Origin of the sequence: Micromonospora krabiensis (genome assembly GCF_900091425.1) — a bacterium.
Classification (GTDB): Bacteria; Actinomycetota; Actinomycetes; order Mycobacteriales; family Micromonosporaceae; genus Micromonospora; species Micromonospora krabiensis.
Window position 1 is genome coordinate 4,739,756 of record NZ_LT598496.1, and the last position, 25,055, is coordinate 4,764,810.

The 25,055-nt window shown below is 72.9% G+C and carries 23 protein-coding genes and 1 tRNA gene; 11 read left to right on the forward strand and 13 right to left on the reverse strand.

Annotated features, from left to right (window positions below):
• Positions 1-165 precede the first annotated feature (165 nt).
• From GA0070620_RS21695 to GA0070620_RS21710, 4 genes are all read left to right on the forward strand, one after another.
• Positions 166-972 carry a DUF881 domain-containing protein gene (locus tag GA0070620_RS21695; RefSeq protein WP_091593681.1) on the forward strand — a complete coding sequence of 269 codons (807 nt, stop codon included), beginning with the start codon at positions 166-168 and terminating at the stop codon, positions 970-972.
• A gap of 1,208 nt (positions 973-2,180) precedes the next feature.
• Entirely contained in the window at positions 2,181-3,071 is an 891-nt protein-coding gene (locus GA0070620_RS33715) for a class E sortase (protein WP_407939899.1), read from the forward strand.
• A gap of 6 nt (positions 3,072-3,077) precedes the next feature.
• Entirely contained in the window at positions 3,078-3,368 is a 291-nt protein-coding gene (locus GA0070620_RS21705) for a hypothetical protein (RefSeq protein ID WP_091593683.1), read from the forward strand.
• Between the two features lie 4 nt (positions 3,369-3,372).
• The gene (locus tag GA0070620_RS21710) at positions 3,373-4,023 is read left to right on the forward strand and encodes an aminodeoxychorismate/anthranilate synthase component II (protein ID WP_091593685.1); all 651 of its coding nucleotides are present in this window, start codon (positions 3,373-3,375) and stop codon (positions 4,021-4,023) included.
• Positions 4,024-4,226: 203 nt separating this feature from the next.
• Here the strand turns inward: GA0070620_RS21710 and pknB are convergent, their stop codons facing one another.
• The 7 genes from pknB to GA0070620_RS21745 are packed head-to-tail and all read right to left on the reverse strand — an operon-like array spanning position 4,227 to position 13,246.
• Positions 4,227-6,050, reverse strand: coding sequence for a Stk1 family PASTA domain-containing Ser/Thr kinase (gene pknB / locus GA0070620_RS21715; protein WP_091593687.1), 1,824 nt, complete (start codon positions 6,048-6,050; stop codon positions 4,227-4,229).
• Positions 6,047-7,468: a serine/threonine-protein kinase gene (locus tag GA0070620_RS21720; protein ID WP_091593688.1), complete on the reverse strand. Its 1,422-nt coding sequence runs from the start codon at positions 7,466-7,468 to the stop codon at positions 6,047-6,049. The genes pknB and GA0070620_RS21720 overlap by 4 nt, the downstream gene beginning before the upstream one ends.
• A gap of 1 nt (position 7,469) precedes the next feature.
• Positions 7,470-8,975, reverse strand: a complete 1,506-nt coding sequence (locus GA0070620_RS21725; protein ID WP_091593690.1) for a peptidoglycan D,D-transpeptidase FtsI family protein — start codon at positions 8,973-8,975, stop codon at positions 7,470-7,472.
• Positions 8,972-10,465, reverse strand: a complete 1,494-nt coding sequence (locus tag GA0070620_RS21730; RefSeq protein ID WP_091593691.1) for an FtsW/RodA/SpoVE family cell cycle protein — start codon at positions 10,463-10,465, stop codon at positions 8,972-8,974. Before GA0070620_RS21730 ends, GA0070620_RS21725 begins: the two co-directional genes overlap by 4 nt.
• 28 nt (positions 10,466-10,493) lie before the next feature.
• The gene (locus GA0070620_RS21735; RefSeq protein ID WP_091593694.1) at positions 10,494-11,969 is read right to left on the reverse strand and encodes a PP2C family protein-serine/threonine phosphatase; all 1,476 of its coding nucleotides are present in this window, start codon (positions 11,967-11,969) and stop codon (positions 10,494-10,496) included.
• Positions 11,966-12,451 (reverse strand): FHA domain-containing protein FhaB/FipA, encoded by a 486-nt coding sequence (locus GA0070620_RS21740; RefSeq protein WP_088996760.1) that lies wholly within the window; start codon positions 12,449-12,451, stop codon positions 11,966-11,968. The genes GA0070620_RS21735 and GA0070620_RS21740 overlap by 4 nt, the downstream gene beginning before the upstream one ends.
• A 6-nt stretch (positions 12,452-12,457) precedes the next feature.
• A complete protein-coding gene (locus GA0070620_RS21745) occupies positions 12,458-13,246 on the reverse strand; it encodes an FhaA domain-containing protein (protein ID WP_091593696.1) in 789 nt (262 codons plus the stop codon).
• A 207-nt stretch (positions 13,247-13,453) separates the two neighbouring features.
• Between GA0070620_RS21745 and GA0070620_RS21750 the strand changes: the two genes are divergently transcribed.
• The 3 genes from GA0070620_RS21750 to GA0070620_RS21760 all read left to right on the forward strand — a co-directional run bounded on the left by GA0070620_RS21750 (position 13,454) and on the right by GA0070620_RS21760 (position 15,528).
• Positions 13,454-13,539, forward strand: a tRNA-Leu gene (locus GA0070620_RS21750).
• 112 nt (positions 13,540-13,651) lie between these two features.
• On the forward strand, positions 13,652-14,725 hold the full coding sequence (locus tag GA0070620_RS21755; RefSeq protein ID WP_091593698.1) for an NAD-dependent epimerase/dehydratase family protein: 1,074 nt from the start codon (positions 13,652-13,654) through the stop codon (positions 14,723-14,725).
• Positions 14,722-15,528, forward strand: a complete 807-nt coding sequence (locus GA0070620_RS21760) for a WecB/TagA/CpsF family glycosyltransferase (protein WP_091599155.1) — start codon at positions 14,722-14,724, stop codon at positions 15,526-15,528. Before GA0070620_RS21755 ends, GA0070620_RS21760 begins: the two co-directional genes overlap by 4 nt.
• A gap of 73 nt (positions 15,529-15,601) precedes the next feature.
• Here the strand turns inward: GA0070620_RS21760 and GA0070620_RS21765 are convergent, their stop codons facing one another.
• A complete protein-coding gene (locus GA0070620_RS21765; RefSeq protein WP_091593701.1) occupies positions 15,602-17,473 on the reverse strand; it encodes a S8 family peptidase in 1,872 nt (623 codons plus the stop codon).
• A gap of 216 nt (positions 17,474-17,689) precedes the next feature.
• Between GA0070620_RS21765 and GA0070620_RS21770 the strand changes: the two genes are divergently transcribed.
• Positions 17,690-18,394 (forward strand): hypothetical protein, encoded by a 705-nt coding sequence (locus GA0070620_RS21770; protein ID WP_172836475.1) that lies wholly within the window; start codon positions 17,690-17,692, stop codon positions 18,392-18,394.
• Here the strand turns inward: GA0070620_RS21770 and GA0070620_RS21775 are convergent.
• The 3 genes from GA0070620_RS21775 to GA0070620_RS21785 form a co-directional block, all read right to left on the reverse strand.
• Positions 18,362-18,763, reverse strand: a complete 402-nt coding sequence (locus GA0070620_RS21775; RefSeq protein ID WP_091593703.1) for a hypothetical protein — start codon at positions 18,761-18,763, stop codon at positions 18,362-18,364. The two genes, GA0070620_RS21770 and GA0070620_RS21775, sit on opposite strands and share 33 nt — an antisense overlap.
• A 211-nt stretch (positions 18,764-18,974) precedes the next feature.
• On the reverse strand, positions 18,975-19,196 hold the full coding sequence (locus tag GA0070620_RS21780) for a DUF397 domain-containing protein (RefSeq protein ID WP_091593706.1): 222 nt from the start codon (positions 19,194-19,196) through the stop codon (positions 18,975-18,977).
• Positions 19,172-20,047, reverse strand: coding sequence for a helix-turn-helix domain-containing protein (locus GA0070620_RS21785; RefSeq protein WP_091593710.1), 876 nt, complete (start codon positions 20,045-20,047; stop codon positions 19,172-19,174). The genes GA0070620_RS21780 and GA0070620_RS21785 overlap by 25 nt, the downstream gene beginning before the upstream one ends.
• Positions 20,048-20,708: 661 nt before the next feature.
• On the opposite strand from GA0070620_RS21785, the gene GA0070620_RS21790 reads away from it, so the two are divergent.
• Complete coding sequence (locus tag GA0070620_RS21790) at positions 20,709-20,993, forward strand: hypothetical protein (RefSeq protein WP_091593713.1); 285 nt, start codon at positions 20,709-20,711, stop codon at positions 20,991-20,993.
• Positions 20,994-21,092: 99 nt separating this feature from the next.
• Complete coding sequence (locus GA0070620_RS21795) at positions 21,093-21,563, forward strand: hypothetical protein (protein WP_091593715.1); 471 nt, start codon at positions 21,093-21,095, stop codon at positions 21,561-21,563.
• Between the two features lie 18 nt (positions 21,564-21,581).
• On the opposite strand, the gene GA0070620_RS21800 is transcribed toward GA0070620_RS21795, so the two are convergent.
• Together GA0070620_RS21800 and GA0070620_RS21805 are read right to left on the reverse strand one after the other, a co-directional pair.
• Positions 21,582-22,514, reverse strand: coding sequence for a PASTA domain-containing protein (locus GA0070620_RS21800; RefSeq protein WP_091593717.1), 933 nt, complete (start codon positions 22,512-22,514; stop codon positions 21,582-21,584).
• Positions 22,515-22,650: 136 nt separating this feature from the next.
• Positions 22,651-23,316, reverse strand: coding sequence for a PASTA domain-containing protein (locus GA0070620_RS21805; protein ID WP_091593719.1), 666 nt, complete (start codon positions 23,314-23,316; stop codon positions 22,651-22,653).
• Positions 23,317-23,503: 187 nt separating this feature from the next.
• Between GA0070620_RS21805 and GA0070620_RS33720 the strand changes: the two genes are divergently transcribed.
• A complete protein-coding gene (locus tag GA0070620_RS33720) occupies positions 23,504-25,051 on the forward strand; it encodes a hypothetical protein (protein WP_231921893.1) in 1,548 nt (515 codons plus the stop codon).
• Positions 25,052-25,055: the final 4 nt, after the last annotated feature.

Below are 25,055 nucleotides of genomic sequence, written 5' to 3' on the forward strand. Positions count from 1 at the left end.
CCGGGCGCGAGGGCGACGGTCCATGGCCAATAATGTTCGACAGCTAGCGTAGTCCGGAAGGCCGGCCCAAACCACGAATGGGGTCAGCCAGATGCGCGGAGTGACCGAAATGGGGGAGACTTTCGGATCACCGCGCCGGATGCGGAACGACCGGAAGGAACCGCGGTGGAGTACACATCCGGCGCCGCCTCCTGGCAGAAGGCGCTGCGACGCGCCGTCGCCGGGCTGGTGCCCCGGCGCAAGGGGCTCCGGCGACCCGGCTGGTCGATCGGCGTGCCGCTCATCGCCGCCGCGGCCGGCCTCCTCTTCACCACCACCGCCACCACGGCCGGCGGCACCGCCCTGCGCGAGGACCGGCGCCCGCAGCTGAACCAGCTGATCGAGGAGCGCCGGGAGCAGGTGGCCGCGAGCGAGCAGCGGGCCGCGGCCCTCCGCCACGACGTGGAGGAGCGGACCAGCACCCTCGCCGAGCAGGACGGCCCGATCCGGGCCCAGCAGGGCCGCGCCCTCGGCGTCCGGGAGGCGGCCGGTTTCACCAGGCTGACCGGCCCCGGCGTGACCGTGGAGCTGAACGACGCGCCCGGCCGCGGCGACGGGCGACTGCCCGAAGGGGTGAGCAACGACGACCTGGTCGTCCACCAGGGGGACGTCCAGGCGGTGGTCAATGCGCTGTGGGCTGGCGGCGCCGAGGCCATGTCAATCATGAACGTCCGCGTGCTGGCCACGAGCGCGGTACGCTGCGTCGGTAACACCCTGCTGTTGCACGGCCGGGTGTACTCCCCACCTTTCAAGATCGTAGCAATCGGCGATCCTGCCGCCCTGCAGGCGGCCCTCGCCGCATCTGAGGGAGTCCGGTGGTTCAAGGACGCGGTCGATCACTACCAGCTCGGCTACCAGGAGCGGGTCTCCACCGTGACCGTGCCGGCGTTCGAGGACTCGACCGCCCTACGTTCCGCGAAGGTGCCTGAATGACCGGGGACGACCGGCCCGACGGCCGACACCGGGATCGCAGCGACGACCCGACCAGCTTCCTACCGAAGGTCGACCGGCCCGAGGCCGTGCCGCCCCGCGAGTCGGCGCCGCACCGGCCCGAGACCGGTGCCTCCCGCGAGTCGGCGCCGCACCGCCCCGAGTCACCGGCGCAGCGGCCCGGCCGCAACGCCTGGCCCGACCCGGTCCTGCCGCCCCGCTCGCCGGTCGCGCCGACGGCGCCCTCGTCGTCTGTCTCCGGTCCGGCGACGCCGGCGCCCGCGACGCCGATGGCCGCGTCCTGGCCCCCGGGGTCCGAGCCGCCCTCGCCCCGGGTCCCCGGCCGCCCCGGCACGAACCCCGCGCCCGCCCAGCCGAGCGGCGTCGGTGACGTGGCGGGGCCCGCGAACCACGGCCGGTTCCCCGACGAGCCCGCCCGGCCGCGGGCCACCGACCCGAGTCGCACCGCGCCGTCCACCGGCGTCCCGTCGGCGACCGGCCCCGCCGCGGGTGGGTCGTCGGCGAGCGGCGTAGCGCCCGGAGCGGCGGCCGCCAGCGGACCGACCAGCGGCGCGCCGGCGGCGAACGGTCCGGCCAGCGGTGTGCCGGCGGGCGGTCCGGTGAGCGCGCCGCCGCCGTGGCCCGGCGTCGCGGGCGCCGCGCCCGGCACTCCGCCCGCGCCGTCGACCCGCCCGGCCCAGTCCGGACCGTCGACACACCCGACCCGCCCCGCCGACCCGCCCCGCCCGCCTGCCGCTGCGCATCCGGGAGCTGCCCGTGGCGAGGCCGGGTCGTCGGCGCCTGCGGCACCCGCCGGCGAACCGCTGGCGCGCCGCGTTCGGCCGGCGGCACCCGGGGCGGCCGGGACCGGGGACGCGGCCAACCCAGGCGGTGCGGCCGTTTCCGGCGGCGCGACCGGTCCTGCCGGGACGTCGCCCGCCTCCGGCGGCCCGGTCGGCTTCGGCGGCCACAGCAGCTTTGGCGGCTTCGGGGCGGCCAGCGCCGCGACGCGCGGCCCCGCCTCACCGACCGACGGCCTTCCCCCGAGTGCGGGCGACGCCACGCCCAAGCCGGCAACGGCCACGGATGGGCCTACGGCACTCCTCCCGCCGATCGGTCCACGAGGTGACCGGTCCGCCGGCGCCGGTGCCGGGCCGGCCGCACCGGTCTCCCCGGCCGCCGACCCGGCAGCCACCGCCCTGATCCCCAAGGTGCCCGCCACCCCGCCACGGCACCCGGCGCTCGACTCCACCGCGCTGATGGGGGCGGTGCCGGTGGCGCCCGAAGGTGACGATCCGGCCGCCGGTGACGCCACCGAGCCACCCCGTCCTCGGCGGGGCGAGCGGGTCGTCCAACTGCGGCCGGAGCAGACCGGCGAGGGCTACAAGAGCGTCTACTCCGAGCTGACCCGGCCCTCGCTCGCCTCCCGCCTGCGCACCGGCATCCGGGTCAGCGGCGAGGTGCTGATCACCTTCGGTCTGGTGGTGCTCCTGTTCGCCGGCTACGAGGTCTGGGGCAAGTCGGCGATCGTCGACGCCCACCAGAACGACCTGAGTCAGCAGTTGGCCCAGGCGTGGGGGCCGACCGGCGACCCGACCGTCTCCGCGCCGGCCGCCGCCACCCCGTCGGCCAAGCCGTCGCCGCCGGTGCACGGCAAGCCGATCGCCGGGCTCTACATCCCGAAGCTCGACAAGAACTGGGTGGTCGTCGAGGGGGTCACCCAGGCCGACATCCGGTACGCCCCGGGCCACTACCCGAAGAGCGCGCTGCCGGGCCAGGTGGGGAACTTCTCCGTCGCCGGGCACCGCAACCGGGCCACCTTCTGGCGGCTGGACGAGCTCAACGACGGCGACGTGATCGTGGTCGAGAGCAAGACCGAATGGTACGTCTACAAGGTGTCGCAGTCCCGGATCGTCAAGCCGACCCAGGTCGAGGTGGTGGCGCCGGTCCCGGGCAAGCCCGGCGAGAAGCCCACCAAGCGGATGCTGACCCTGACGACGTGCAACCCCAAGTTCGACAATTACCAGCGCCTGATCATCCACGCCGAGCTGGACCGCAGCCAGCCGAAGTCGGAAGGTCGACCGGCGGAGCTGGGAGGCTGACCTCCGGTGTACGCGTTCATCTGGCGCAAGCTCCCGTTCGGCCTGGCCGGCAAGTTGACCGGCTCGGTGCTGCTCGCCGCCGCCACGGTGGCCCTGCTCTGGTATGTGGTCTTCCCGTGGGCGGAGCCGCTGCTGCCCTTCGACGACGTGCAGGTCAGCCAGGACGCCGACCTGAATGACCCGGCCGGTGACGTGATCCCGGGCAACGAGCCCGGTGACGCCCCGCCCGGTGACGAGCACGACCTGCCGTACGACACGGAGCGGAACAACACCCCGCCCCCCTCCCCGAGCCGGTGAGACCATGCGCGTCCTGGTGATCGACAACTACGACTCGTTCGTCTTCAACCTGGTGCAGTACCTGGGCCAGCTCGGGGTGGACTGCGACGTACGCCGCAACGACGAGATCGACCTCGACGAGGTGGGCCGGGTCGGCGCGGCCGGCATCCTGCTCTCGCCGGGGCCCGGCAGCCCCGACCGTGCGGGCATCTGCCTGGACGTCATCCGCCGATACGCGGGCGAACTGCCGATCTTCGGCGTCTGTCTGGGTCACCAGGCGATCGGTGAGGCTTTCGGCGCGACCGTGGCCCGCGCCCCGGAGCTGCTGCACGGCAAGACCTCGGAGGTACGCCACCAGTCGGTCGGCGTACTCGCCGGTCTGCCGGACCCGTTCACCGCGACCCGCTACCACTCGCTCGCCGTCCTGCCCGAGACGCTGCCGGACGAGCTTGAGGTCACCGGCTGGACCGGATCGGGCGTGGTGATGGCGATGCGACACCGCACCCTCCCGATCGAGGGCGTGCAGTTCCATCCCGAGTCGGTGTTGACCGAGGGCGGGCACCTGATGCTCGCGAACTGGCTGGCCTCCTGCGGTCACCCGGAGGCGCTGGACCGGGCACCGGCCCTGGCCGCCGAGGTCGACGCCCGCCGCCGAGCCGCCTTCGCCGCCGCCTGACCCCCCACCCCGCCCGTCCCCTCCCGCGATCTTGCACTTTCTGCCCAGGCAGAACGGACAATTCGTCCCCACGAAGGGCCGAAACTGCAAGATCGCGGGAAAGGGGGGGCGACGCGACCCGCCTTAGGGCGGGCGGGGGCGCGGGCAGGGAGGGAGGCGCTACGCGCCCCGGCGCGAGCGCGCCGGGGCGGGGGCTCGGGCTGTTACTCCTCGCCGGGGTGCCAGATCGGGGGCGTACCCGGTGGCAGCGGCAGGCCACTGCCACCACCGGTGCCCGGCGTCGTCGGCGTGGCGGTCGGTGTCGGCGTGGGCGTGCCGGTCGGCGGCGCCTCCGGCTCGGGGATGCCGATCTCGATCGTCACCTGCCGGCCCTCGGGCAGCTCGGTGCCGGACTTCGGGTTCTGCCGCTGGACCCGGCCGGCCTGAGCCGCGGGCACCTCGTCACCGTCGATCACCCGCACGGTGTAGCCGGCGTCCTCGAGTTCCTTCCGGGCCTGCTCCTCGGTCGAGCCCTCCACGTTGGGGACCTTGCCGACGTTGCCCTTCGAGATGGTCAGGGTCACCTCGGTGCCCTCGGCCACCTGCTTGCCGACGCCCGGGGACACGGCGAGGACGGTCCCCTTCTCCTTCGGGCTGTCCTTCTCGACCGGCTTGGCGACCCGGAAGCCCTGGCTCTCGAGGAGACTCTTCGCCGTCTCGAACGGGGAGCCCTCGACGTTGGGGATGGCCTTCACGTTGGGGCCGCCGCAGACCTGGACGGTCACCGTGCGGGTCGGCTCCAACCGGGTGTTCGGTTGCGGGTCCTGCCCGACGACCTTGCCCTTCTCGCAGGTGGCGTTGAGGACCTGGTCACCGGCGCGCGGGACCAGGTTGGCCCGTTCGATCTCCGCGAACGCCTGCTGCTGGGTCAGCCCGGTGACCGTCGGGACGCTCACCTGCTTGTCATCCTGTCGATTCCACAGCAGCGCCGCGACCAGCGCGATCACGGCCAGGACGCCGACCGCGGCGAACGTGGCGATCAGCCAGGACGACGCCTTGCGGCGGCGCGGGTCCCCGACCCGGGCCGGGATCTGCCGGGTGGACGTCGCGGCCCCACCACCGACGGGGTAGCCGGCCGCGCCCGCGGCGGGCGCCATCGGCATGGTCTCCTGCTCGCGCATCACCGGAGTGGCGAGCACCGGCCGGCCGGCGGCGGCGCGGAGCAGGTCGGCCCGCATCTCGCCGGCGCTCTGGTAGCGGTTGAGCGGGTTCTTGGACAGCGCCTTCAGCACGATGGCGTCGATCGCCGGGGTGACCTCGGGGTTGATGTCACTGGGCGTCGGGGGCGCCTCGCGTACGTGCTGGTAGGCGACGCTGACCGGGCTGTCACCGACGAACGGCGGGTGACCGCAGAGCAGTTCGAAGAGCACGCAGCCGGCGGCGTAGACGTCGGAGCGGGCGTCGACCGCCTCGCCCCGGGCCTGCTCCGGCGACAGGTACTGCGCGGTGCCGATCACCGCGCTGGTCTGCGTCATGGTGGTGGCGCCGCTGGCGAGGGCCCGCGCGATGCCGAAGTCCATGACCTTGACCTGGCCGGTCTGGGTCAGCATCACGTTGCCGGGCTTGATGTCCCGGTGGATGATGCCGTGCCGGTGGCTGAACTCCAGGGCCGCGCACATGTCGGCGCAGATCTCCAGGGCGCGGCGGGGCTGGAGCCGCCCCTCGGCCCCGAGCACCTCCTTGAGGGTCCGCCCGTTCACGAACTCCATGACGATGAACGGCAGCGTCTCACCGGTCGGCGCGGTCTCCTCGCCGGTGTCGTAGACGGCCACGATCGCCGGGTGGTTGAGCGACGCCGCGTTCTGCGCCTCGCGGCGGAACCGCATCTGGAAGGTCGCGTCGCGGGCCAGGTCCGTCCGGAGCATCTTGATCGCGACGTCCCGACCGAGCCGGAGGTCGCGACCGCGGTGCACCTCGGCCATGCCGCCGTAGCCGAGCAGCTCGCCGACCTGGTACCTGCCACCGAGCAGGCGGGCCTGCGCTGTCATCGCGTCTGTCGTCCTTCGCTCGTCGTCGTCTCGCCGCTGGCCGGTTGGAGCCGTTCCTCCCGACGGTACGACGTCTGGGTCAGATCGTCGCGTCCGTCGGGCCGCAGCGCGCCGGACGTCACGGTCCGCGGGGCGAGCGTTCCGGGTTGACCGGACGACTGCGCCTTCCGCAGGTTGTAGGAAATCACGCCGGAGCAGAGCAGTACCAGTGCCGCCAACAGGATGGCCACGAGCACCATCCCGGGCCGGGACCGACCGGGTGCCGGCGCCGGCGGCGGGCCGGGCTGTGGGGCGTACGCCGGTGCCGGGTCGTGCCGGGTCGGAGCCGGTGGCACGGGCGCGGCGCCGCGCGGGTAGCCGGCCGAGGCCGCCGGTGGCCGGGGCTGGGCCACGGCCGGGGCGACCGCGGTCGGGCGGTGCGGTTGGGCCGGCGCCACCGCGGTGGGCCGGGCGGCGTTGGCGGGCTGGTGGTGCGCGGCGGCCGGCGGGCGTGCCTGCTGGGCGGGCGGCACCTGGGCGCGACCCGGTGCGGCCGGTGAGGCCGGTGAGGCCGGCACGCCGGAGATCGGGCGGGTCTGCCCGCCGGCCCGGGCCTGCTGGGAGAGCGCCACCTTCAGCTGGCGGGCGACCCCGGCGAGCGCGGCCGCGCTCGGCCACCGGGCCGCCGGGTCCTTGGCCATGGCCCGCTCGACCACGGCCCGCACCTGCGGGGGGATGTCCGCCGGCAGCGGGCGGGGCGCCTCCTGGACGTGCCGCATCGCGATCTCGAGGGGGTTGTCGCCCTCGAAGGGACGCCGGCCGGCGAGGCACTGGTACGCGACGACGCCCAGCGCGTAGACGTCGGAGGCGGGTGACGCGACGCTGCCCATGGCCTGCTCGGGCGAGATGTACGACGCGGTGCCGAGCACCGACCCGGCGGCGGTGAGCTGGCCCACCAGGTCGGAGCGGGCGATGCCGAAGTCGGTCAGCACCAGGGTGCCGTTGGGGCGGACGAGCAGGTTGCCCGGCTTGACGTCCCGGTGCACGATGCCCTTCTCGTGGGCGGCGTGCAGGGCGTCGGCGGCCTGGGCGACCAGGGCCATCGTGCGCGCCGGGGTGAGCCGGCCGACCCGGCTCAGCGTCGCCGACAGCGCGTCGCCCTCGACGTACTCCATGACGAGGAAGGCGATCTGCTGGTCGTTGCCGAAGTCGTAGACGTCGACGACGCCCGGGTGGTTGATGGTGGCCATGGTCCGCGCCTCGCCGCGGAACCGCTCGGCGAAGCCCGGCTCGTCCAGCAGCGCCGGGAGCAGGCTCTTGACCGCGACCGTCCGGCCGAGCACCTGGTCGGTGCCGCGCCACACGTCGCCCATGCCGCCGCTGGCGATCCGCTCGTCGAGACGGTAGCGGTTGCCGAGCTGGACACCGGGGCTGAGCATGTCAGCGGCCCCCGGGGTCGGCGATGGCGGCCCGCATGATCTGGCCGGCGATGCGCGCGGCCTCGGCGCTGCCGCCGGGACCGGCCTGCTCCAGCTCGACGCAGACCGCCGAGACGGCGTTGCCGTTCTTGTCCAGGGCGAAGCCGATGAACCAGCCGTGGTCGGGTCGGTCCGGCGCGGACTGGGCGGTGCCGGTCTTGCCGCCGACCGTGTAGCCGCTGATCCTGGCGTTCTTGCCGGTGCCGTTCTGGACCACGCTGACCATCATGTCGCGCAGGTCGGTGGCGACCTGCCCGCTGATCGGCTTGCGCAGCTCACGCGGGTTGGCCGTGTAGTAGCTCGTGGTGCGGTCCGGGGCGAGCAGCTGTCGGACCAGGTACGGGCGCATCTGGCTGCCACCGTTGGCGACCGAGGCGGCGATCAGCGCGCCCTCCAGCGGGGTCATCCGGACGTTGTTCTGGCCGATGGAGGACTGGGCAAGCGCGGCCTGGTCGGTGCTGCCGTCGGGGTTCTGCATGTCCCCGGTCCGGCTGGCCGCCGTGCGCAGCCCGTCCTCGCCGAGCTGGCCGACCGTCAGGTCCTCCTGCTCGAAGCCGAACTGACGGGCCTTCTCCTTGATCGTCTCGGCACCGAGCCGTACGCCCAGCTGCGCGAAGCCGGTGTTGCACGACTCGGTGACCGCCTCCATCAGGGTGACCTGGGACTCGGGGCAGATCGACGCCGCGGCGTTGCGGATCGGCGTGCCCGAGGTCGGCGGCGTGTAGCTGGAGCCGGCGGGGATCTCGGTGTCCTTGCCGATGCCGTTCTCCAGGGCGGCGGCGGCCACCACGATCTTGAAGGTGGAGCCCGGCGGGAGCGTCTCGGAGAGCGCCCGGTTCTTCAGCGGGCCCTCCGGGTCCTGCTCCAGCCGGCTGTACGCCGCCGCGGCCGCCTGCGTGTCGTGGCTGACCAGCGGGTTCGGGTCGAAGCTGGGCATGGAGACCAGCGCCTGCACGGCCCCCGTTCGGGGGTCGATGGCGATCGCCGCGCCCCGCTTCGCGCCGACCTGGTTGTTGCGCAGCTGGTCGTACGCCACGTCCTGGGCGCGCTTGGAGAGGGTCAGCAGCACGTTGCCGCCACCGGTCTGGTCACCGGTGAACATGTCCTTGATCCGGTCGCCGAGCAGCTGGTCGCTCGTGCCGGCGAGGAAGTCGTTCTCGGCCCGCTCGATGCCGGTGTCGCCCAGGTTGACCGGCTTGTAGCCGAGCACGTGCGCGTACTTGGGCCCGCCCGGGTAGCTGCGCAGGAACTTCAGCTTGCCGTCGGTCTCCTTGCTGAGCGCGACCGCGGTGCCGCCGGCCTCGATGTTGCCGCGTTTGCGCTCGTACTCGGCGACCTGGACCCGACCGTTGTAGTCGCTGTTGCGGTACTCGTCCGCCTTGTAGGCCTGGATCCAGTTGAGGTTCGCGAAGAGCAGACCGAACAGGACGATGACGACGACGCCGACGCGGCGCAGCGGTGCGTTCACGGCTTGATCACCTCCGTGGGGGCACCGTGTAGCTGCTCCGGCGGTCCGCTCGCGGGGCGCGCGGCCTTGCCGCCGGCCCCGGCCACCGGCCGCCGCGCGGCGTCGGAGACCCGGAGCAGCACGGCGATGAGCAGCCAGTTCGCCATCAGCGACGAGCCGCCGGCGGAGAGGAACGGGGTGGTCTGCCCGGTCAGCGGGATGAGCTTGCTGATGCCGCCGACGATCACGAACACCTGGAGGCCCAGGGTGAAGGCGAGGCCGCCCGCGAGCAGCTTGCCGAACGAGTCCCGGACGGCCAGCGCGGCGCGCAGGCCCCGCTCCACGATGAGCAGGTAGACCACCAGCAGCGCGGAGAGCCCGAAGAGGCCGATCTCCTCACCGATGCCGGCGAAGATGAAGTCGTTCTGCACCTCGGGCAGGATGTCCGGCTGGCCGCCGCCCGGCCCGGCCCCGAAGAGCCCGCCGGTGCCCAGCGCGAGGAGCCCCTGCACCAACTGGTAGCCCTTGTCGGTCGGGTCGGCGAACGGGTCCAGCCAGATCTGGGCGCGCAGGTAGAAGTTGGCGAAGGGCCCGCCGACCATCTCGCCGAGGAAGTAGGCGAGGTAGGCGCCGCCGAAGAACAGCACCAGACCGATGAGCAGCCAACTGACCCGCTCGGTGGCGATGTAGAGCGTCACCACGAACATGCCGAAGTAGAGCAGCGACGTGCCCAGGTCCTTCTCGAAGATGAGAACCAGGAGGCTGATCAGCCACACCACGACGACCGGGCCGAGGTCGCGGCCACGGGGAAAGTCGATGCCGAGGAACCGCCGACTGGCCAGCGAGAGCACCTCGCGCTTGCGGACCAGGTAGTAGGCGAAGAAGACCAGCAGCGCCAGCTTGGCGAACTCGCCGGGCTGGATCGAGAACGTGTCGCCGAACTTGATCCACAGCTTCGCGCCGTTGATCTCCGAGAAGCGGCGCGGCAGCACCGCCGGGATCATCACCAGCACGATGCCGCCGAGGCCCAGCGTGTACGCGTACCGGGAGACCGAACGATGGTCACGCATGATCGCGAGCAGGGCGGCGGCGAGGATCACCGAGACCAGGGTCCAGGCCAACTGCCGCCCGCCGATGCCGGCGAAGATGGCCAGGTCCTCCCGGTCGACCGGCGGCGCCTCGCCCAGGTCGATCCGGCGCAGGAAGCCCACCCCGAGACCGTTGAGCAGCGCCACCGCCGGCAGCAGGGCCGGGTCGGCGAACGGGGCGAGGAACCGGATGACCAGGTGCAGGCCGAGGAAGACCGCGCCGAGCGCGGCGGCGGGCAGCCAGAAGTCCGGGGTGACCGTGTCCAGCAGGTTCGCCTCGACGGTCGCCCCGTACGCGGCCACCAGCACCATGGCGAGCAGCAGCAGGGACAGCTCCGCGTTACGCCGGGACCGGGCCAGGCGTACGCCGGACTGCTCGCCCACGGTCGCGGGCGAGGCTGCCGGTGTGGCCGCTGCGGTCACGGAAGGGTCCTCGGAGTCGGGCCGGCGCTCACTCGGGCGACCGGCAGCCGGCCGGGTCGAGCGCCGGCGGAGCCGAGTCGGAGGGCGGGGCGTCGGGCGTGGCGGTCGGCTCACCGACTGCCACGCTGCTGCTCGGGCTGGGGTTGGCGACCGGGGTGCGGCTGCCGGCGGCCGGCGTGCCGGCCGTGGGGGTGACCTCCGCCGTGGGCGACGTCACGACATCGCTCGGCGTCGGCGTGGGCGCGCCCGTCTCGGTGCCCGGCGACAGGCTCGGCGGGCAGATCGGCTTCAGGTTGGGGTTCGTCGGGCTGTCGCTGGTCAGCTCGGCCAGCCGACGCGCGGCGTCCGGCTCACTCTTGGCCGGGATCCCCTGCTTGACCTGCTCCTGCGCGGCCAGGGTCAGGTCGTTCAGGTCGGCGGGGCTGCGGGAGTGGACGCTGGAGAGGTCCATGCCGGCGATCTGGCCCTGTATCCCGCGGAACACGGCCACCTGGCCGTCTTCCGTGGCACCGACGTAGTACTGCCGCTGGGTGTAGCTCCAACCGCCGAAGAGCCCACCGCCGAGGATCACCACCAGGGCCAGCGCCATGGCGGCGGCCCGGACCGGCCGGTGGCGGCGCCGCTCCGGCTCGTCGTCGGCCGAGGCCGCGGGCTCCTCCGGCGCCGGGGGCCGGGGCGCGGAGAGCGCGGAGGCCCGGGCCGCCGGGGTGGAGTCGTCGGCCGCGGTGGCCATGCCCCGGTCCCGGGCGGCGGCGCCGCCCACGATCGGGGACGCCTCGACGATGTCCTGGTCGGTGGCGTCGGCGATGATCACCGTGATGTTGTCCGGGCCGCCGCCGCGCAGCGCGAGCTGCACCAGCCGCTCGACGCACTGCTGAGGGTCGGCGTAGTCCCGCATCGTCTCGGCGATGGTGTCCGCGCTGACCACGCCGGAGAGCCCGTCGCTGCAGATCAGGTAGCGGTCGCCGGGCAGGACCTGGCGGACGGAGTATTCCGGGTCGATGTCCCGGCCGTCGAGCGCCCGGGTGAGCAGCGACCGCTGTGGGTGACTGCTCGCCTCCTCGGCGCTGATGCGGCCCTCGTCGACCAGCATCTGGACGTACGTGTCGTCCTTGGTGATCTGCGCGAACTCACCCCCGCGCAGCAGGTAGGCCCGGGAGTCACCGATGTGCACCATGCCGATCTTGCTGCCACTGAAGAGCGTGGCGGTCAGCGTCGTGCCCATGCCCTCGAGCTGAGGGTTGGCGTCCACGGTCTCGCGGAGTTGTTGGTTGGCGGTGCCCACGGCCGAACGCAGCGCGTCGACGAGGGCGTCACCGGGGACGTCCTCGTCGAGCGGTGCCATGGCACCGATGACGATGTTGCTGGCGACGTCACCGGCGGCCATGCCGCCCATGCCGTCGGCAACGGCGAGTAGCCGCGGTCCGGCGTAGACGGAGTCCTGGTTACCGTCTCGGATCAGACCGCGGTCGCTGTGGGCCGCGTAGCGCAGGGTCAGAGTCATGGCCGTAATTCGAGGGAAGTGCGGCCGATCCGGATCGGCACGCCGAGGGGAACGGGGGTCGGTCCGGTGACCTTAGCGCGATCCAGATAGGTGCCGTTAGTCGAACCGAGGTCCTCGACGAACCACTGCCCGTCGCGCGGCACGAGCCGGGCGTGTCGCGCGGAGGCGTAGTCGTCGGTGATCACGAGGGTGGAGTCCTCCGCCCGACCGATGGTGATCTGCGCTTCACCGAGCGTGATGCGGGTGCCGGCCAGTTGACCGGCCGTCACCACCAGCTGGTGCGCCGCCCTGCCCCGCTTCACCTTCGCCGGCTTCGCGGGTTGCCCCGTCGACGCGCCGACGGCCCGGGGCGCGGCGACCAGCCGGCCCGAGCGGGCACCCGCGAAGAGGTCCCGGCGGATGACGCCGACCACTGTGAACACGAAGATCCACAGCAGAATCAGGAACCCGAACCGGGCGACGGTGATGACGAGCTCCGGCAAGGCGGATCAGCCGTCCACGCGGAAGGTCAGGGTGGTGGTGCCGAGCTGGATCATGTCGCCGGGGTTGAGCGCGACGGCGGAGACCCGCTGGCCGTTGACCATGGTGCCGTTGGTCGAGCCGAGGTCGGTCAGCACGACCTGACCACCGTCGAAGTCCAGCCGGGCGTGCCGCCGGGAGATCCCGACATCCGGCAGGCGCAGGTTGGCCTGGTCGCCGCGGCCGATGACCGTCGAGCCCATCTGCAGCGGGTAGGTGCGCCCGTCGCCGGAGACCAGCCGCACGTTGCGCCCACCGCCGTGGCCGGGCGGCGGGCCGTAGCCGCCACCCTGGTCGTACGCCGGGTAGGCGGGCGGGCCGGCGTCGTAGCCGGGGCCGGGCGCCGGGGCGACCTCGCCACCGGTGTAGACCTCGGCGGTGACCCGGAACATGCCGGTGTCCAGCCCCTCGCCGCGCTCGATCTCGACGATCACGTCGCCGTAGACCGTCCACGCCTGCTCGCCGATGAACTCCGCCTGCGACTGGGCCAACTCCTGGGCCAGTGCGGCGGCGTACGGCGCCAGACGACTGTGGTCGTAGGGCGAGAGATCGATCACGTAGCGGTTGGGCACCAACGTGCGCCCACCGGCCAGGATGGCCTTGTGCGCCTCGGCCTCCCGCTGCATGGCGTTGAGGATCTCCACGGGGTGGACCACCCCTTTGAAGACCTTGGCGAAGGCCCCTTCGACCAGGCCTTCCAGACGCTTCTCGAAGCGTTGCAGCACGCTCACCGGCTCCTCCTCGGGTCCCGAGGACATGATGGTATCCGGCCGGCGCGCGCGCAGCTCACACGCCGCTCGGCCGCCTGCTCACGGCCCGTTCGGACGGGCCGCTTCTGTCGTGCTACTCTTTCGTCCGCCGCGAACGGTACTCGTTCGAGGCGATGACCGGGACAGCGTAATATGTTCCGGGCCCCGCCGGAGACGGCGAGGCCGGGGCGGATTACAGTGATCCGGTCGTGCCACGGGGAAGTGGCGGAATGGCAGACGCGCACGGTTCAGGTCCGTGTGCCCGAAAGGGCGTGGGGGTTCAACTCCCCCCTTCCCCACCAGAGTGTCAAGGGCTCCGCAGATTGATGCGGGGCCCTTACCGCATATTGGGCATGTCGGGCATCACGCTATGCTCCGACTCGTCTTCTGCCTCCGAGGAACCAGGAGTGGCGTGTGAGTGTCGCGTTGGTGACCGGGTCGGGCGGTCTGATCGGCTCCGAGGCGGCACGGCATTTCGCCGCCCTCGGTCTCGACGTGGTCGGCATCGACAACGACATGCGGCGGTACTTCTTCGGCGCGGACGGCTCCACAGCCTGGAGCCTGGAACGGCTCGGCGCCGACCTCGGCGGGTCGTACACCCACTTCTCGGTGGACATCCGGGACCGCGACGGCCTGGAGCAGATCTTCAAGAAGTACGGGTCCGACATCGCGGTGGTGATCCACAGCGCCGCCCAGCCGAGCCATGACTGGGCCGCCAAGGAGCCCTACACCGACTTCGACGTCAACGCCGGCGGCACGCTCAACATGCTGGAGAACACGCGCCGGCACGCCATCGACGCGCCCTTCATCCACTGCTCGACCAACAAGGTCTACGGGGACCGGCCGAACAGCCTGCCCCTCGTCGAGCTGGAGACCCGCTACGAGCTGCCCGAGGACCACCCGTTCCACGCGGGCATCACCGAGGAGATGTCGATCGACGAGTCGCTGCACTCGGTCTTCGGCGCCTCCAAGGTCGCGGCCGACGTGATGGTCCAGGAGTACGGCCGCTACTTCGACATGAAGACCGCCTGCTTCCGCGGCGGCACGCTCACCGGGCCGGCCCACTCGGCGGCCGAGCTGCACGGCTTCCTGGCCTACCTGATGCGCTGCGTCATGGAGGGCCGGACGTACAACCTCTTCGGCTACAAGGGCAAGATGGTGCGCGACGCCATCCACTCCCACGACGTGCTGACCGCCTTCGAGGCGTTCTTCCGGGAGCCCCGGTCAGCGCAGGTCTACAACCTCGGCGGTGGCCGGCACTCGAACACCTCGCACATCGAGGCGTTCCGGATCGCCGAGCAGATCACCGGCCGCGAGGCCCAGATCAACTACGTCGACAAGGCGCGCACCGGCGACCACCAGTGGTACGTCAGCAGCATGGCCCGGTTCGAGGAGCACTACCCGAACTGGAAGATCACGTACGACGTACCGATGATCCTGCGGGAGATCTACGAGGCCAACGTCGACAAGTGGGTGCCGACGGCATGAGCGGACACGGCAAGCGGAACGTCCTCGGCGTCCTGGTCGACGCCACCGACTACGAGGCCGCGACCGAGCAGGTGGTGGCGGCCGCCCGGGAGCGTCGGCCGCTGGCGCTGACCGCGCTGGCCGTGCACGGGGTGATGACCGGCGTGCTCGACCCGGCCCACAACGCCCGGCTCAACTCCTTCGACGTGGTCACCCCGGACGGGCAGCCGGTGCGCTGGGCGCTCAACCTGCTGCACCACGCCGGCCTGACCGACCGGGTCTACGGCCCGACCCTGACCCTGCACGTGCTGTCCCGCTTCGCCGACGAGGGCCTTCCGGTCTATCTCTACGGCTCGACCGAGGAGACCCTCGGACGGCTGATCCCCGCCCTGGAGCGGATGTTCCCGGCCCTGAAGATCGCCGGGGTGGAGCCGTCCAAGTTCCGTGCCGCCCAGCCGGGCGAGGACGGCGAGATCGCCGACCGCATCCGGGCCAGTGGCGCCCGGCTCGTCCTGGTCGGGCTCGGCTGCCCCCGCCAGGAGGTCTTCGCGTACGCCATGCGACCGCTGCTGGACATGCCGCTGATGGCGGTCGGGGCGGCGTTCGACTACCACGCCGGGCTGCTGCACCAGCCTCCGTCGTGGATGCAGCGGGCGGGCCTGGAGTGGCTCTGGCGGCTCGGTCTGGAGCCGAAGCGGCTCTGGCGGCGTTACATCATCCTCAACCCGGCCTACCTGAGCCGACTCGCCGCGCAGAAGCTGGGCCTGTGGAAGGCCACCCCGCCGGCGCCGGCCACCGAGCGCCCCACCGGCTTCGCCGTCTGACCGGCGCCGCCGACCCACGGACCCGACGGAACCCCTCCCACCGACGTGGGAGGGGTTCCTGGGTGTTGCGGTGTCAGAGGGTCAGGGTCCAGGTGTTGATGTAGCCGGTGTCACCGGCGTACACGTCGCGCACCTGGAGGCGCCAGGTGCCGTTCGCCGCCTCGCTCGACAGGTTGGCGGTGTAGGTGGTGTTGACGTTGTCGGCGCCGTCGAAGTAGCTGCTGTTCTTCAGCCGGTACGACGAGCCGTCCGGGGCGACCAGATCGATGACGAGGTCACCGCGGTAGGTGTGCACGATGTTCACCGCCACGGTCGACGAGGACGAGGCGTTGCGGTTGCAGCCGGCGATCGCGATCGTGCTGGCCACCGTGGCGCCGGTGTCCGGGATCGCCACGTCGGTGCCGTTGGTGCCGGAGCAGCCGCCGCCACCCGAGCCGGTCACCGTCAGCGTGTACGTCGCCGTACGGGCGCCGGCCGTGCCGGTCCCGGTGATCGTGATCGGGTAGGTGCCGGCCGGAGTGCTCGCCGAGGTGGCGATGGTGAGGGTCGACGAGCCGCCGGAGGTCACCGTCGCCGGGCTGAACGACGCGGTCGCACCGGTCGGCAGGCCGCTGGCGGAGAGGCTGACCGACTGGGCGGAGCCGGCGGTGGTGGCCGTGCCGACGGTGGCCGTCACCGAGCCGCCCGGCGCGGTGGAGCCGGAGGTCGGCGACACCGAGACCGAGAAGTCGTTGGCCGGCGGGGTCCCGTTGACCACGTAGAGCAGCTGGTTCGGGGTGCCGGTGCCCACGTTGGTCACCACGTTCGGCGTGGAGTTGCTGACCAGGTTGTCCCGTACCTGCTGCGGCGTCCAGGACGGGTTGGCCGAGAGCACGAGCGCCGCGGCCCCCGCGACGTGCGGGGACGCCATCGAGGTGCCGCTGATGGTGTTCGTCGCGCTGGCGCTCGTGTACCAGGCCGAGGTGATGTTCACGCCCGGCGCCAGGATGTCGACGCAGGTGCCGAAGTTGGAGAAGCTGGCGGCGGCGTCGTTGTTCTGGGTGGCGCCGACGGTGATCGCCGCCGGCACCCGGGCCGGGGAGTAGTTGCAGGCGTTCTGCCGGACGCCGAGGGCGTTGCCGTTGCCCGCGGCCACCGCGTAGGTGACGCCGGAGTTGATCGAGTTGTTGACGGCCGTGTCGATCGAGCTGTTGGCGGACCCGCCGAGGCTCATGTTCGCCACCGCCGGCTTGACCGCGTTCGCGGTCACCCAGTCGATGCCGGCGACCACCTGGGCGTTGGTGCCACTGCCCTGGCAGTTGAGCACCCGGACGCCGACGATCTGCACGCCCTTCGCCACGCCGTACGCGGAGCCGCCGACGGTGCCCGCGACGTGCGTGCCGTGACCGTTGCAGTCGTCGGCGGAGCCGCCGTCGACGGCGTCGAAGCCGGAGACGGCCCGCCCGCCGAAGTCGTTGTGGCCGTAGAGCACGCCGGTGTCGATGATGTAGGCGCGCACGTTGGACGCCGTGTTCGGGTAGGTGTAGGAGCTGTTCAGCGGCAGGTTCCGCTGGTCGATCCGGTCCAGCCCCCAGGACGGCGGGTTCGTCTGGGTGCCGGCGATCGAGACGGTGTGGTTCTGCTCGACGTACGCGACGGCGGGGTCGGCGGCGATCCGCGCGGCGGCCTTCGCGCCGACCCGGACCTCGAAGCCGCGCAGTGCCGCACCGTAGGTGCGGGCGACCGTGCCGCCGTGCCGGCCGACCAGCCGGCTGGCGTTGTCACCGACCGTGTCGCGGCCGACGGCGGTGTCCTTGAAGACGACGATGTAGCTGTCGGCGACGGCCGTTTCCCCACCCGCCGCCCGGATGGTTCCCGTTGGTTCCGCGGCCAGCGCGGGTGTCGCGGCGACCAGCATGCTCAGCGTGGCCACCCCGACGAGCACGGACCTGTGGGCAAGACCCATCTTGCTACCTCCCTCTCCGGCCGGCAGCCGCCCGAGGCGGGTCACGCTCAGATCGACGGCGGCCGATCTAGCCGAGAGTAGGCCAGGACGGTTACGAAGAGAAACATGTCGAATGTTTCATAACCCGAGGACGATGGCCCCTACGGGACGACGTCCGGGGTGAACAGGGGACACGCCCGGATTCGCGGAGCCCCGAATCGGGCAAGACTGTCCAGCATGGAGAGCCAGTTCGCCGTTCTCGTGCCGATCGCCGCCGTGTGGCTGGCCGCCGGCGTCCTCGCCGACGGACTTCCCGGGCTTGATCGCGCCTGCGCGCTACGCCGCCGCAGCGGATGGCTGCTCGTCCTGACCCTCACCGGCCTGACGCTGACCGCCGCCGTACTGGGAGCCGGGCTGCTCAGCCCGGGCGGCGCCACGGCGGACCGGGCCGCGGCCGCGCTCGACCTCGCCGCGCTGCCCGCGCTCGTTGTGGCGGCCTGCGGCGTACGCCGGGTGCACCGGCTGTGGTCGGGTGCCGGCGCCTTTGCCACGGCGCCCGACACGCCCGCGTCGCACGGCCTGCGGGCCGCCGCGGCACACCCGCTGATCGGCCTGCCGTTGCAGGTCACCGGCCTACTCACGGTGCCGGCGGTGATCACGGCGAGCGGCAGTGACCTGTTCGCCAGGCCGGGCGTGACCGGCCCGGCGATCACCGTCGGGGCGGTCGCCGTCCTGGCCGTCGGAATCCGGCACGCGCTGCGGCACAACCGGTTCGCCGAGCGGATCCGGCGGCCCGCGGCGACGGAGCGGCGGCGTACGCCCGTGACGGGCCAGCCGGAGCCGGCGGTCCACCGCTCGACACCGATCGTCAGCCGCCCGGCGCCGACGGTGGGCCGCTCCGAGCCGGCGTCAGCGCGACCGGCCCGAGCCCTGCACGTATAGCAGTTCCAGGATGGCACGGGTCGCCTCGAACCACCGGTCCAGCCAGCCCGGAGGCGGCACGCTGCCCTTCGGCGGCAACTCCATCAGCAGGCCGCGCAGCAGCGGGTGATCGACCAGCGACTCACCCGGTTCGGTCGTCCAGCCGTGCGGCGGGAAGGACGGCTCGGTCAGCGGGTTCGGGTCCAGCGACGGCAGCGAGAGCGACGGGCCGGGCTGCTCGGGCGCCGGCGCGTCCCGCTCGTCCAGGTCGGAGCCGGTCGAGACCACCTCGGTGAGGACGGTGTCCCGGCGCGCCCCGCGGTACTTGCCGCCGAACCGTTCCGGCTTCCCGGGACCGTTCGTGAGGTTGTCTGACCCGATCGTCGTCATCCGTCTCGCCTGCCTCGCTCGGTTGCGGATCCCTGCGGCGGGTTGTCGACCAGCGCCGTAACGACGGGTTCAACGAGGCGGGACGGATGTGGCGACGGGATTCCCGGCGGATCCTGGTCCGCCTGGGCGACAGCGTCGGCGCCGCGCACAGGACCGATCCCCGTCCGGCTGCCCCGGACGGGGATCGGTCCGTCAGTCGTCCAACCGCGGATCAGGCCGGGTCGAACGCGCCCTCCCGGGCGTGGGTGACGAACGCCCGCCAGTCGCCGGGCGCGAAGACCAGGGCCGGCCCGGACTTGTCCTTGGAGTCCCGCACTCCGACCGCGCCGGTCACGTACGCCACCTCCACGCAGTTGTCACAGTTCGGCCCGCTCTTCGAGCTCTTGAACCACGTTGCCTGCGTCAGGTTCACGGAGAACCTCTTGGTCGCCATTTCCACAACGGCTCCTCTGCCAGTTTCGCGATGTGTGCGACGGACTCCTCCGGACGAATGGCCGCTGCTCGGATGTGATCGAAGATGAAGCTGTACTTCTGCAGTTCGTCGCTCTTCTCGAGGAAGAGCCCACCCGTGGCGTTCTCCGCGTACACGACATCCGGATCACCGGGCTCAGGGAAGCTGAGGATCGTGAAGGTCCCGTCCATGCCGGCGTGCGCCCCTACCTCGAACGGCAGGATCTGCAACGTCACGTTCGGCAGTTCGGCGACCTCGACCAGCCGCTTGAGCTGGCCACGCATCACCTCGTCCCCGCCCACCGGACGGCTCACCACCGCCTCATCGAGCACCACCCACAGATCGACCGGATCATCCTGTGTCAGCAACGACTGTCGACCGAGCCGGACACGGACACGTTGTGCGACCTGGTCCGGCGTGAAGTCCGGCCGGGCAGCCCGGATCATCGCACTGGCGTACTCCTCGGTCTCCAGGAGACCGGGCACGACCTGCTGCTCGTACGCCCGGATGGAGCTGGCCGCCGCCTCGAGCCCGACGTACGCGCCGACCAGGACGGTGCTGTAGGGGTGCCACCAGCCCTTCTGCCGGGCCTCCCGGGCGATCTGGACCAACTCGTCGCTCTCGGCGCCGACCACCCCGTAGATCCGGAGCATGTCCCGCACGTCGCGGGGTGTCGCCGTGGTGTGGCCGGTCTCGATGCGGGAGATCTTGGAAGCCGAGCACTCCAACTGCTCGGCCACCACCTCGATGGTGATGCCCGCCGACTCTCGCTGCCGGCGCAGTTCCGCGCCGAGCCGCCGACGCCGGATCGTCGGGCTGCGCCGTTCACTCACTGGGTCACCTCGGTCCCCACCGGCGGGCCTGGCCCGCTCTTCGTGCACACGGGCACCTTCTGGGAACGCTGGCTGCTCGCCTCACCCGGCCTACCTCCGGTCGACGCGCCGATGCTCGCCGCCCGCCGCGGGCGCGACCCTCGGCCGGCGGGCGTTTCGCGGCTGGGGGGTGGTGCCGGTCCTCGACCGGCCGCGACGGGCGAAACCGGCCCTCAGTGTGCCGTCCGAACGCCAACGGCTACAAGCGCCGGTTTGCGGGACGCACTCACGTATCGGCAAAACTCGACGTGCAACTTGCATGAAGCATGACTCTGGTGCACCCTGTCCGTATGGCGCGGATTACTCACCGTCCCCGCCCGAACTCCACCGGTGATCATCGCCGGTCGGGACGGGTGGCCGGCGGGGTGGCCGGGCCTACGGCAACCAGAGCTGCACCGGGGTGAGACCCCGCCGCTGCACGCCAGTTGGCTGCGGCGGCGGGCGCGATATCCGGACGGCAGCACGGGTGATGGTCGGGTGGCGGCGCGCCACCAGCGGGTACGGCCCGACCACCACCACCCGCACCACACCGGTCCACGAGGCACGACCCCGTTCACCGGCCGAGACGTTCCCCCGATCCGAATCGCCGGCACGTCCGCCGGCCGAACCCTCAGGAGCCCATGTGCTTCCCCGCTCCGGTGACGTACTGCACGTGACTCGCGCGGCGAGCGTCCAGTTCCTCCGGCCCATCACGTTCCGCGTGATCAGGGTCCTCGACTGGCCGACCTACGACGGTTGGCTCTGGCTCGACGGCTACGAGTTGAACGCGGCGGGGGACGCGGTCAACCGGCGGTCGATCTTCGTACTGCGGGAGGGGCTGCGGCAACTGGCCTCCGCCCCGGGGCCGCGCCCGCACACCGTGCGTCCGCGCCGGCCGCTCGCGCGGACGCCCGTTCGGGTGGGCTGAGCAGGCGAAACCACTGCTGGCGGGCGTGTCGTCGCCATAGAATCGAGGCACGCCCACCCCGGCACGTTCCACCCCGCGCGTCAGGACCCCGACCCTGGGATGGTCATGGTCAATCTGCCCGCCGCGCGGCGGCACCACCGCTCACGTATCAGCTATGCCTTCGGAATCCTGGCGCTCTTCGGCGCCGCCACCACGCTCGCGATCCTGATCCGGGACCCCGCGCTCTCCTCCACCCACCTTCAGGAGCCGGTACCGGCACCGGAGATCACCGTCATCGGGGAGGGCGGCCCGCCCGAGGACGAACCCGGCTGGCACGGAAGCCCGGACGCCGCCGGCGGCCTGGACGACGCGGGCCCGTCGAGCGGCGCGGGCGCCGGACCGGGCGGCGCCGGCACCACCGGAAACGGAGCCGGCTCGGGCTCCGACGCGCTCGCCGGGAACACCGCCCCCGCCGGCGGACCGCACTCGGCGGCGGATATCCGACGCTCGCTCTTCTGGTCCGGCGTCATCGGCCTGACCATCTCGCTGGTCGGGCTCGGCCTGGTCGGCACCAGGCGACGAATGTGGTGACCGCTCCGTGCCGGGCGGTCAGGGCGTGGCGGTCGTCGTCGGGGTCGGTGTGGACGTCTCCGGCGACGGAGACGGGTCGGCCTGGGAGACCAGGAGCAGGACCTCCTCGTCGTCGGTCACCAGCTCACCCGGCCCGGGCTCGCTGCCGATGACCACTCCCGGTGGCAGCTCGGACGGCCGGAACTGCACCCGGTGACTGATCCCCAACCGGTCGAGGAGTGACTCCGCGGTTTCCTGCGGCAGCCCCGTCACCGGTGGCACGGGTATGCCGGCCGCCTCGGTGGTCGGTGGCGCGCTGCTGGGCGGCTCGCTCGTCGGCGCCTCCGACGTCGGCGCGGCACTCGTGCGGGCCGCCGTGGTCAGCGACGGCGACAGGGTGGGCTCCGGGCCGGGCCGGTCCTCGTCGGCGCTGAGCACCAGCCACACCGCAGTGCCGAGCAACGCGACCAGCAGCAACGCCAGGATGCCCCAGAGGATCGGCAGCCACCAACGCCGGCCGCCCTGGTCCTCGGCGTACCACTCGGTGGCCGGATCCCGGTAGTCGGCCGGTCGGGGTGGCGGCACCTCGGCGCGCCCCGACCACGGCGCGGACCGCTCCGGCGGCAGCGGCGCGGTCGGATCCGCCGGCGGCGTGCGGTCGTGCGACCGGGTGCGGTCCGCCGGCCGCCCGATGGGCGCGGTCTCGTCCGGCTGACGGTCGAGCGGGGCGGTCTCGTCCGGGCCCGACGGGGCGGTCTCGTCGACGGGACGGCCCGGCGAGGTCGTCTCGCCGGGAGGGCCCGGCCTGGACGGTGCCGGCGACGTGGGCCGGGTCTGGTCGGCGTCGGCCGGCCCGCCCGGGGCGGGCAGCCGCTGCGTGCGGTCGGACGGCTCGTCGGCCGGGCGGGGCAGGGGCCGGGTCTCGTCGCCGTCGTGGTCCCCGGTCGGCGGTCCCTGGCGCTCGTCGCTCATCGCACCGTCCTTCCCGAACCGGGCGGGCGCCCTGGCCCTCGACCGTCAACCTATCGGTCCGCACCACCATCGGCGGGTATCACCTTGCCGACTTGGCCGGGACGGCCCGGCGGCACGATCCCGACGCCCGCCCCCGTCACGGCGTCGGCTTGGTCGACGGTTCGTCGTTCGTGGGGTCCCCGCACCAGATGTGGACCTCGTCGTTCCAGCGCGCCGTGCCTCCCCCCACCGGGTCCTGTCGGCTGACGGTGCCGTGCCGCCCGCTCGGGTAGCGCGGGTAGAAGCCCTCCTGGCCCAACGCCTCGGCCGCGTCACCGCAGTCCTCGCCGACGAGGTCCGGCACGGTGTTGGTCGGGGCCGGCCCGGTGACGTAGAGCGTCACCGTCGCTCCGCGCTTCACCTCGGCGCCGACCTCCGGCGAGGTCCGTTCGACCGTACGGCCGGTGCCGGTCCCGAAGACCAGACGCCAGCCCAGCCGCCGCCCCTGCAACTCGGACCGGGCCTTCACGAAGTCGAGCCCGATCACCGGCGGAACGGTCAGCCCGCTGGACGCGGACGTCCGGGGCGCCGAGGGGGTGCTGCGGGTGGCCGTGGGCCGATGCGTGGGCGCGACGCTGGGACCGCCGGTCGCGGTCGCCACCGCGAGCGGATTCTCCGGGGGTACGTCGTCCTCGCCGGCCAGCACCCAGCCACCGGTCGCGCCGATGGCGGCGAGCAGCACCGCTGCCAGGCCACCACCGAGCACCAGGTGCAGCCGGCTCGATCCGGCCTCGCCGGCACCGCCCGTGTTCCCGTCCGTCACACGCCACCGCCTCCGTCACCGGCGACCGTACCGGTCCCGGCCAAGCCGGCACCGCCGGCCGCTCAACCGCCCGTGCCACCACGCACCGCCATGCCACCGCCACGGTCTGCCGAGCTCGCGGCGCCCTGGCGGACAGCCGGTCGCCGATGGCTCGCCGCACCGACGACGGGACGTTACGCTGCCCCGCATGGCCAGACGCGGCTGGGGAGGATCGATCGCGACCGCGATCGGCGTTGCTGCCGGTACCGGTGCCGCCCAACTGGGCTTCGGGTACGGCTTGGGCATCATCAACTGGGCTCCCGCCGAGGCCGGCGCGGCTCCGGCGGCCTGGGTCGCCAGCCTGGTCTGGGCAACCTGGATCGCGGCGACGTCGACCATCCTCGGTGCGGTCTGCGCGCACCGGCTCCGCGAGCGGGGCCCGGCGAGTGCCGACGGCGACTCCCGCCCGGCCCGCCCGCTCGACGCCGCCCGCCCGCTCGACGCCCCCCCGCTCACCGGCGACGCGGTCGCCGCCCCGGGCGGAACGACGACCACCCTCACCGCCACCTCTACCGGTTCCGGCGCTGTCGCAACCGGTCCGGCCAACGCCGTCGCGACCGATCCCGCCGCCGCCTCGGCCGCTCCGGGGACCGTCGCCGCCGGTGCCACCGGCGTCCCGGCTGGTCCCCCCACTGCCTCCGCCGGTCGCGCCGTCGTCTCGGCCGGTTCCGGCGAGGGAACGGTTGAGCGAGCCGCCGGTGGTGGGGCACTGGGGCAGTTCGGTCTCGCGCTGGCGGCCGGGCTGGGCGCCCTGGTGACCGCGCTGCTGATCGCCGTTCCCGCCCGGGTCGCCGAGGCTCCGGACACGGCGACGCCACAGCGGGTCGCCGCCGCGTACGCGATGATCGGCGTGGTGATCGGGGTGCTCTCCGCGTTCTGGGCGCTCCGGTCGCGGTCCGCGGCGAACAACATCATCGCCAGCGTGGCCTGGCTCTGGCTGCTCGCCGTGATCGCGGTCGTCGACGGGGTGCTCTCCGGACGGGGGCTGACCACCGCACAGCTCGGCATCTGGCAGATCAGCGCGGACCGGCCGGAGTTCTGGATCCGCGACTACCTCTACTGGCCAGGGGCCGTGCTGTCGCTCGGGTCCGCGCTGGTGATCAGCCTGCTGACCGCCCGACGCGGGGCACGCTCGGCACAGCACCGGGTCGGCGCGACCGTCTCCGGCGGGGCCGGGCCGCTGCTCGTCGCGCTGGCCTACCTGCTGGCCGTGCCACGGCTCTCGGCGATCAGCCCGGAGCAGGTGTCGGCGCACCTCATCGCGCCGTACGCGGTGATCGGAGGCATCGGCGGCTCGGTGCTGATCGCGGCGCTGGCCCAGCGCGCCGAGCGTCGCTCGACGGCCGGCACGGCGACGCGGACGCCGGTGGTCGAGACCACCCCGCCGCCCGCGCCGACCGAGCCGAACGCCCCGACCGAGCCGGGCGCGTCCGGCGGCGTCGAGTCCTCGGCGTCCGGCCGCGGCCGGCGGGCCACCTCGGGACGCGGCCGGCGCCCGGTCACGACGCCCGAGGACGCCGCGACGGCGGCCGGCGGCGGATCCCCGGGCGGCGAGACCGTTGGCGCAACCGGCCCGCGGGTGCCGGCGCCCCGGGTGAGCGAGGAGGAGCAGCGGGAACCGGCCGGGGCGGACCAGGACGTGGCGCCGACCAAGGGCGAGGGCCGACGGGGACGCTCCCCGCGCCGGTCGGACTGACGAC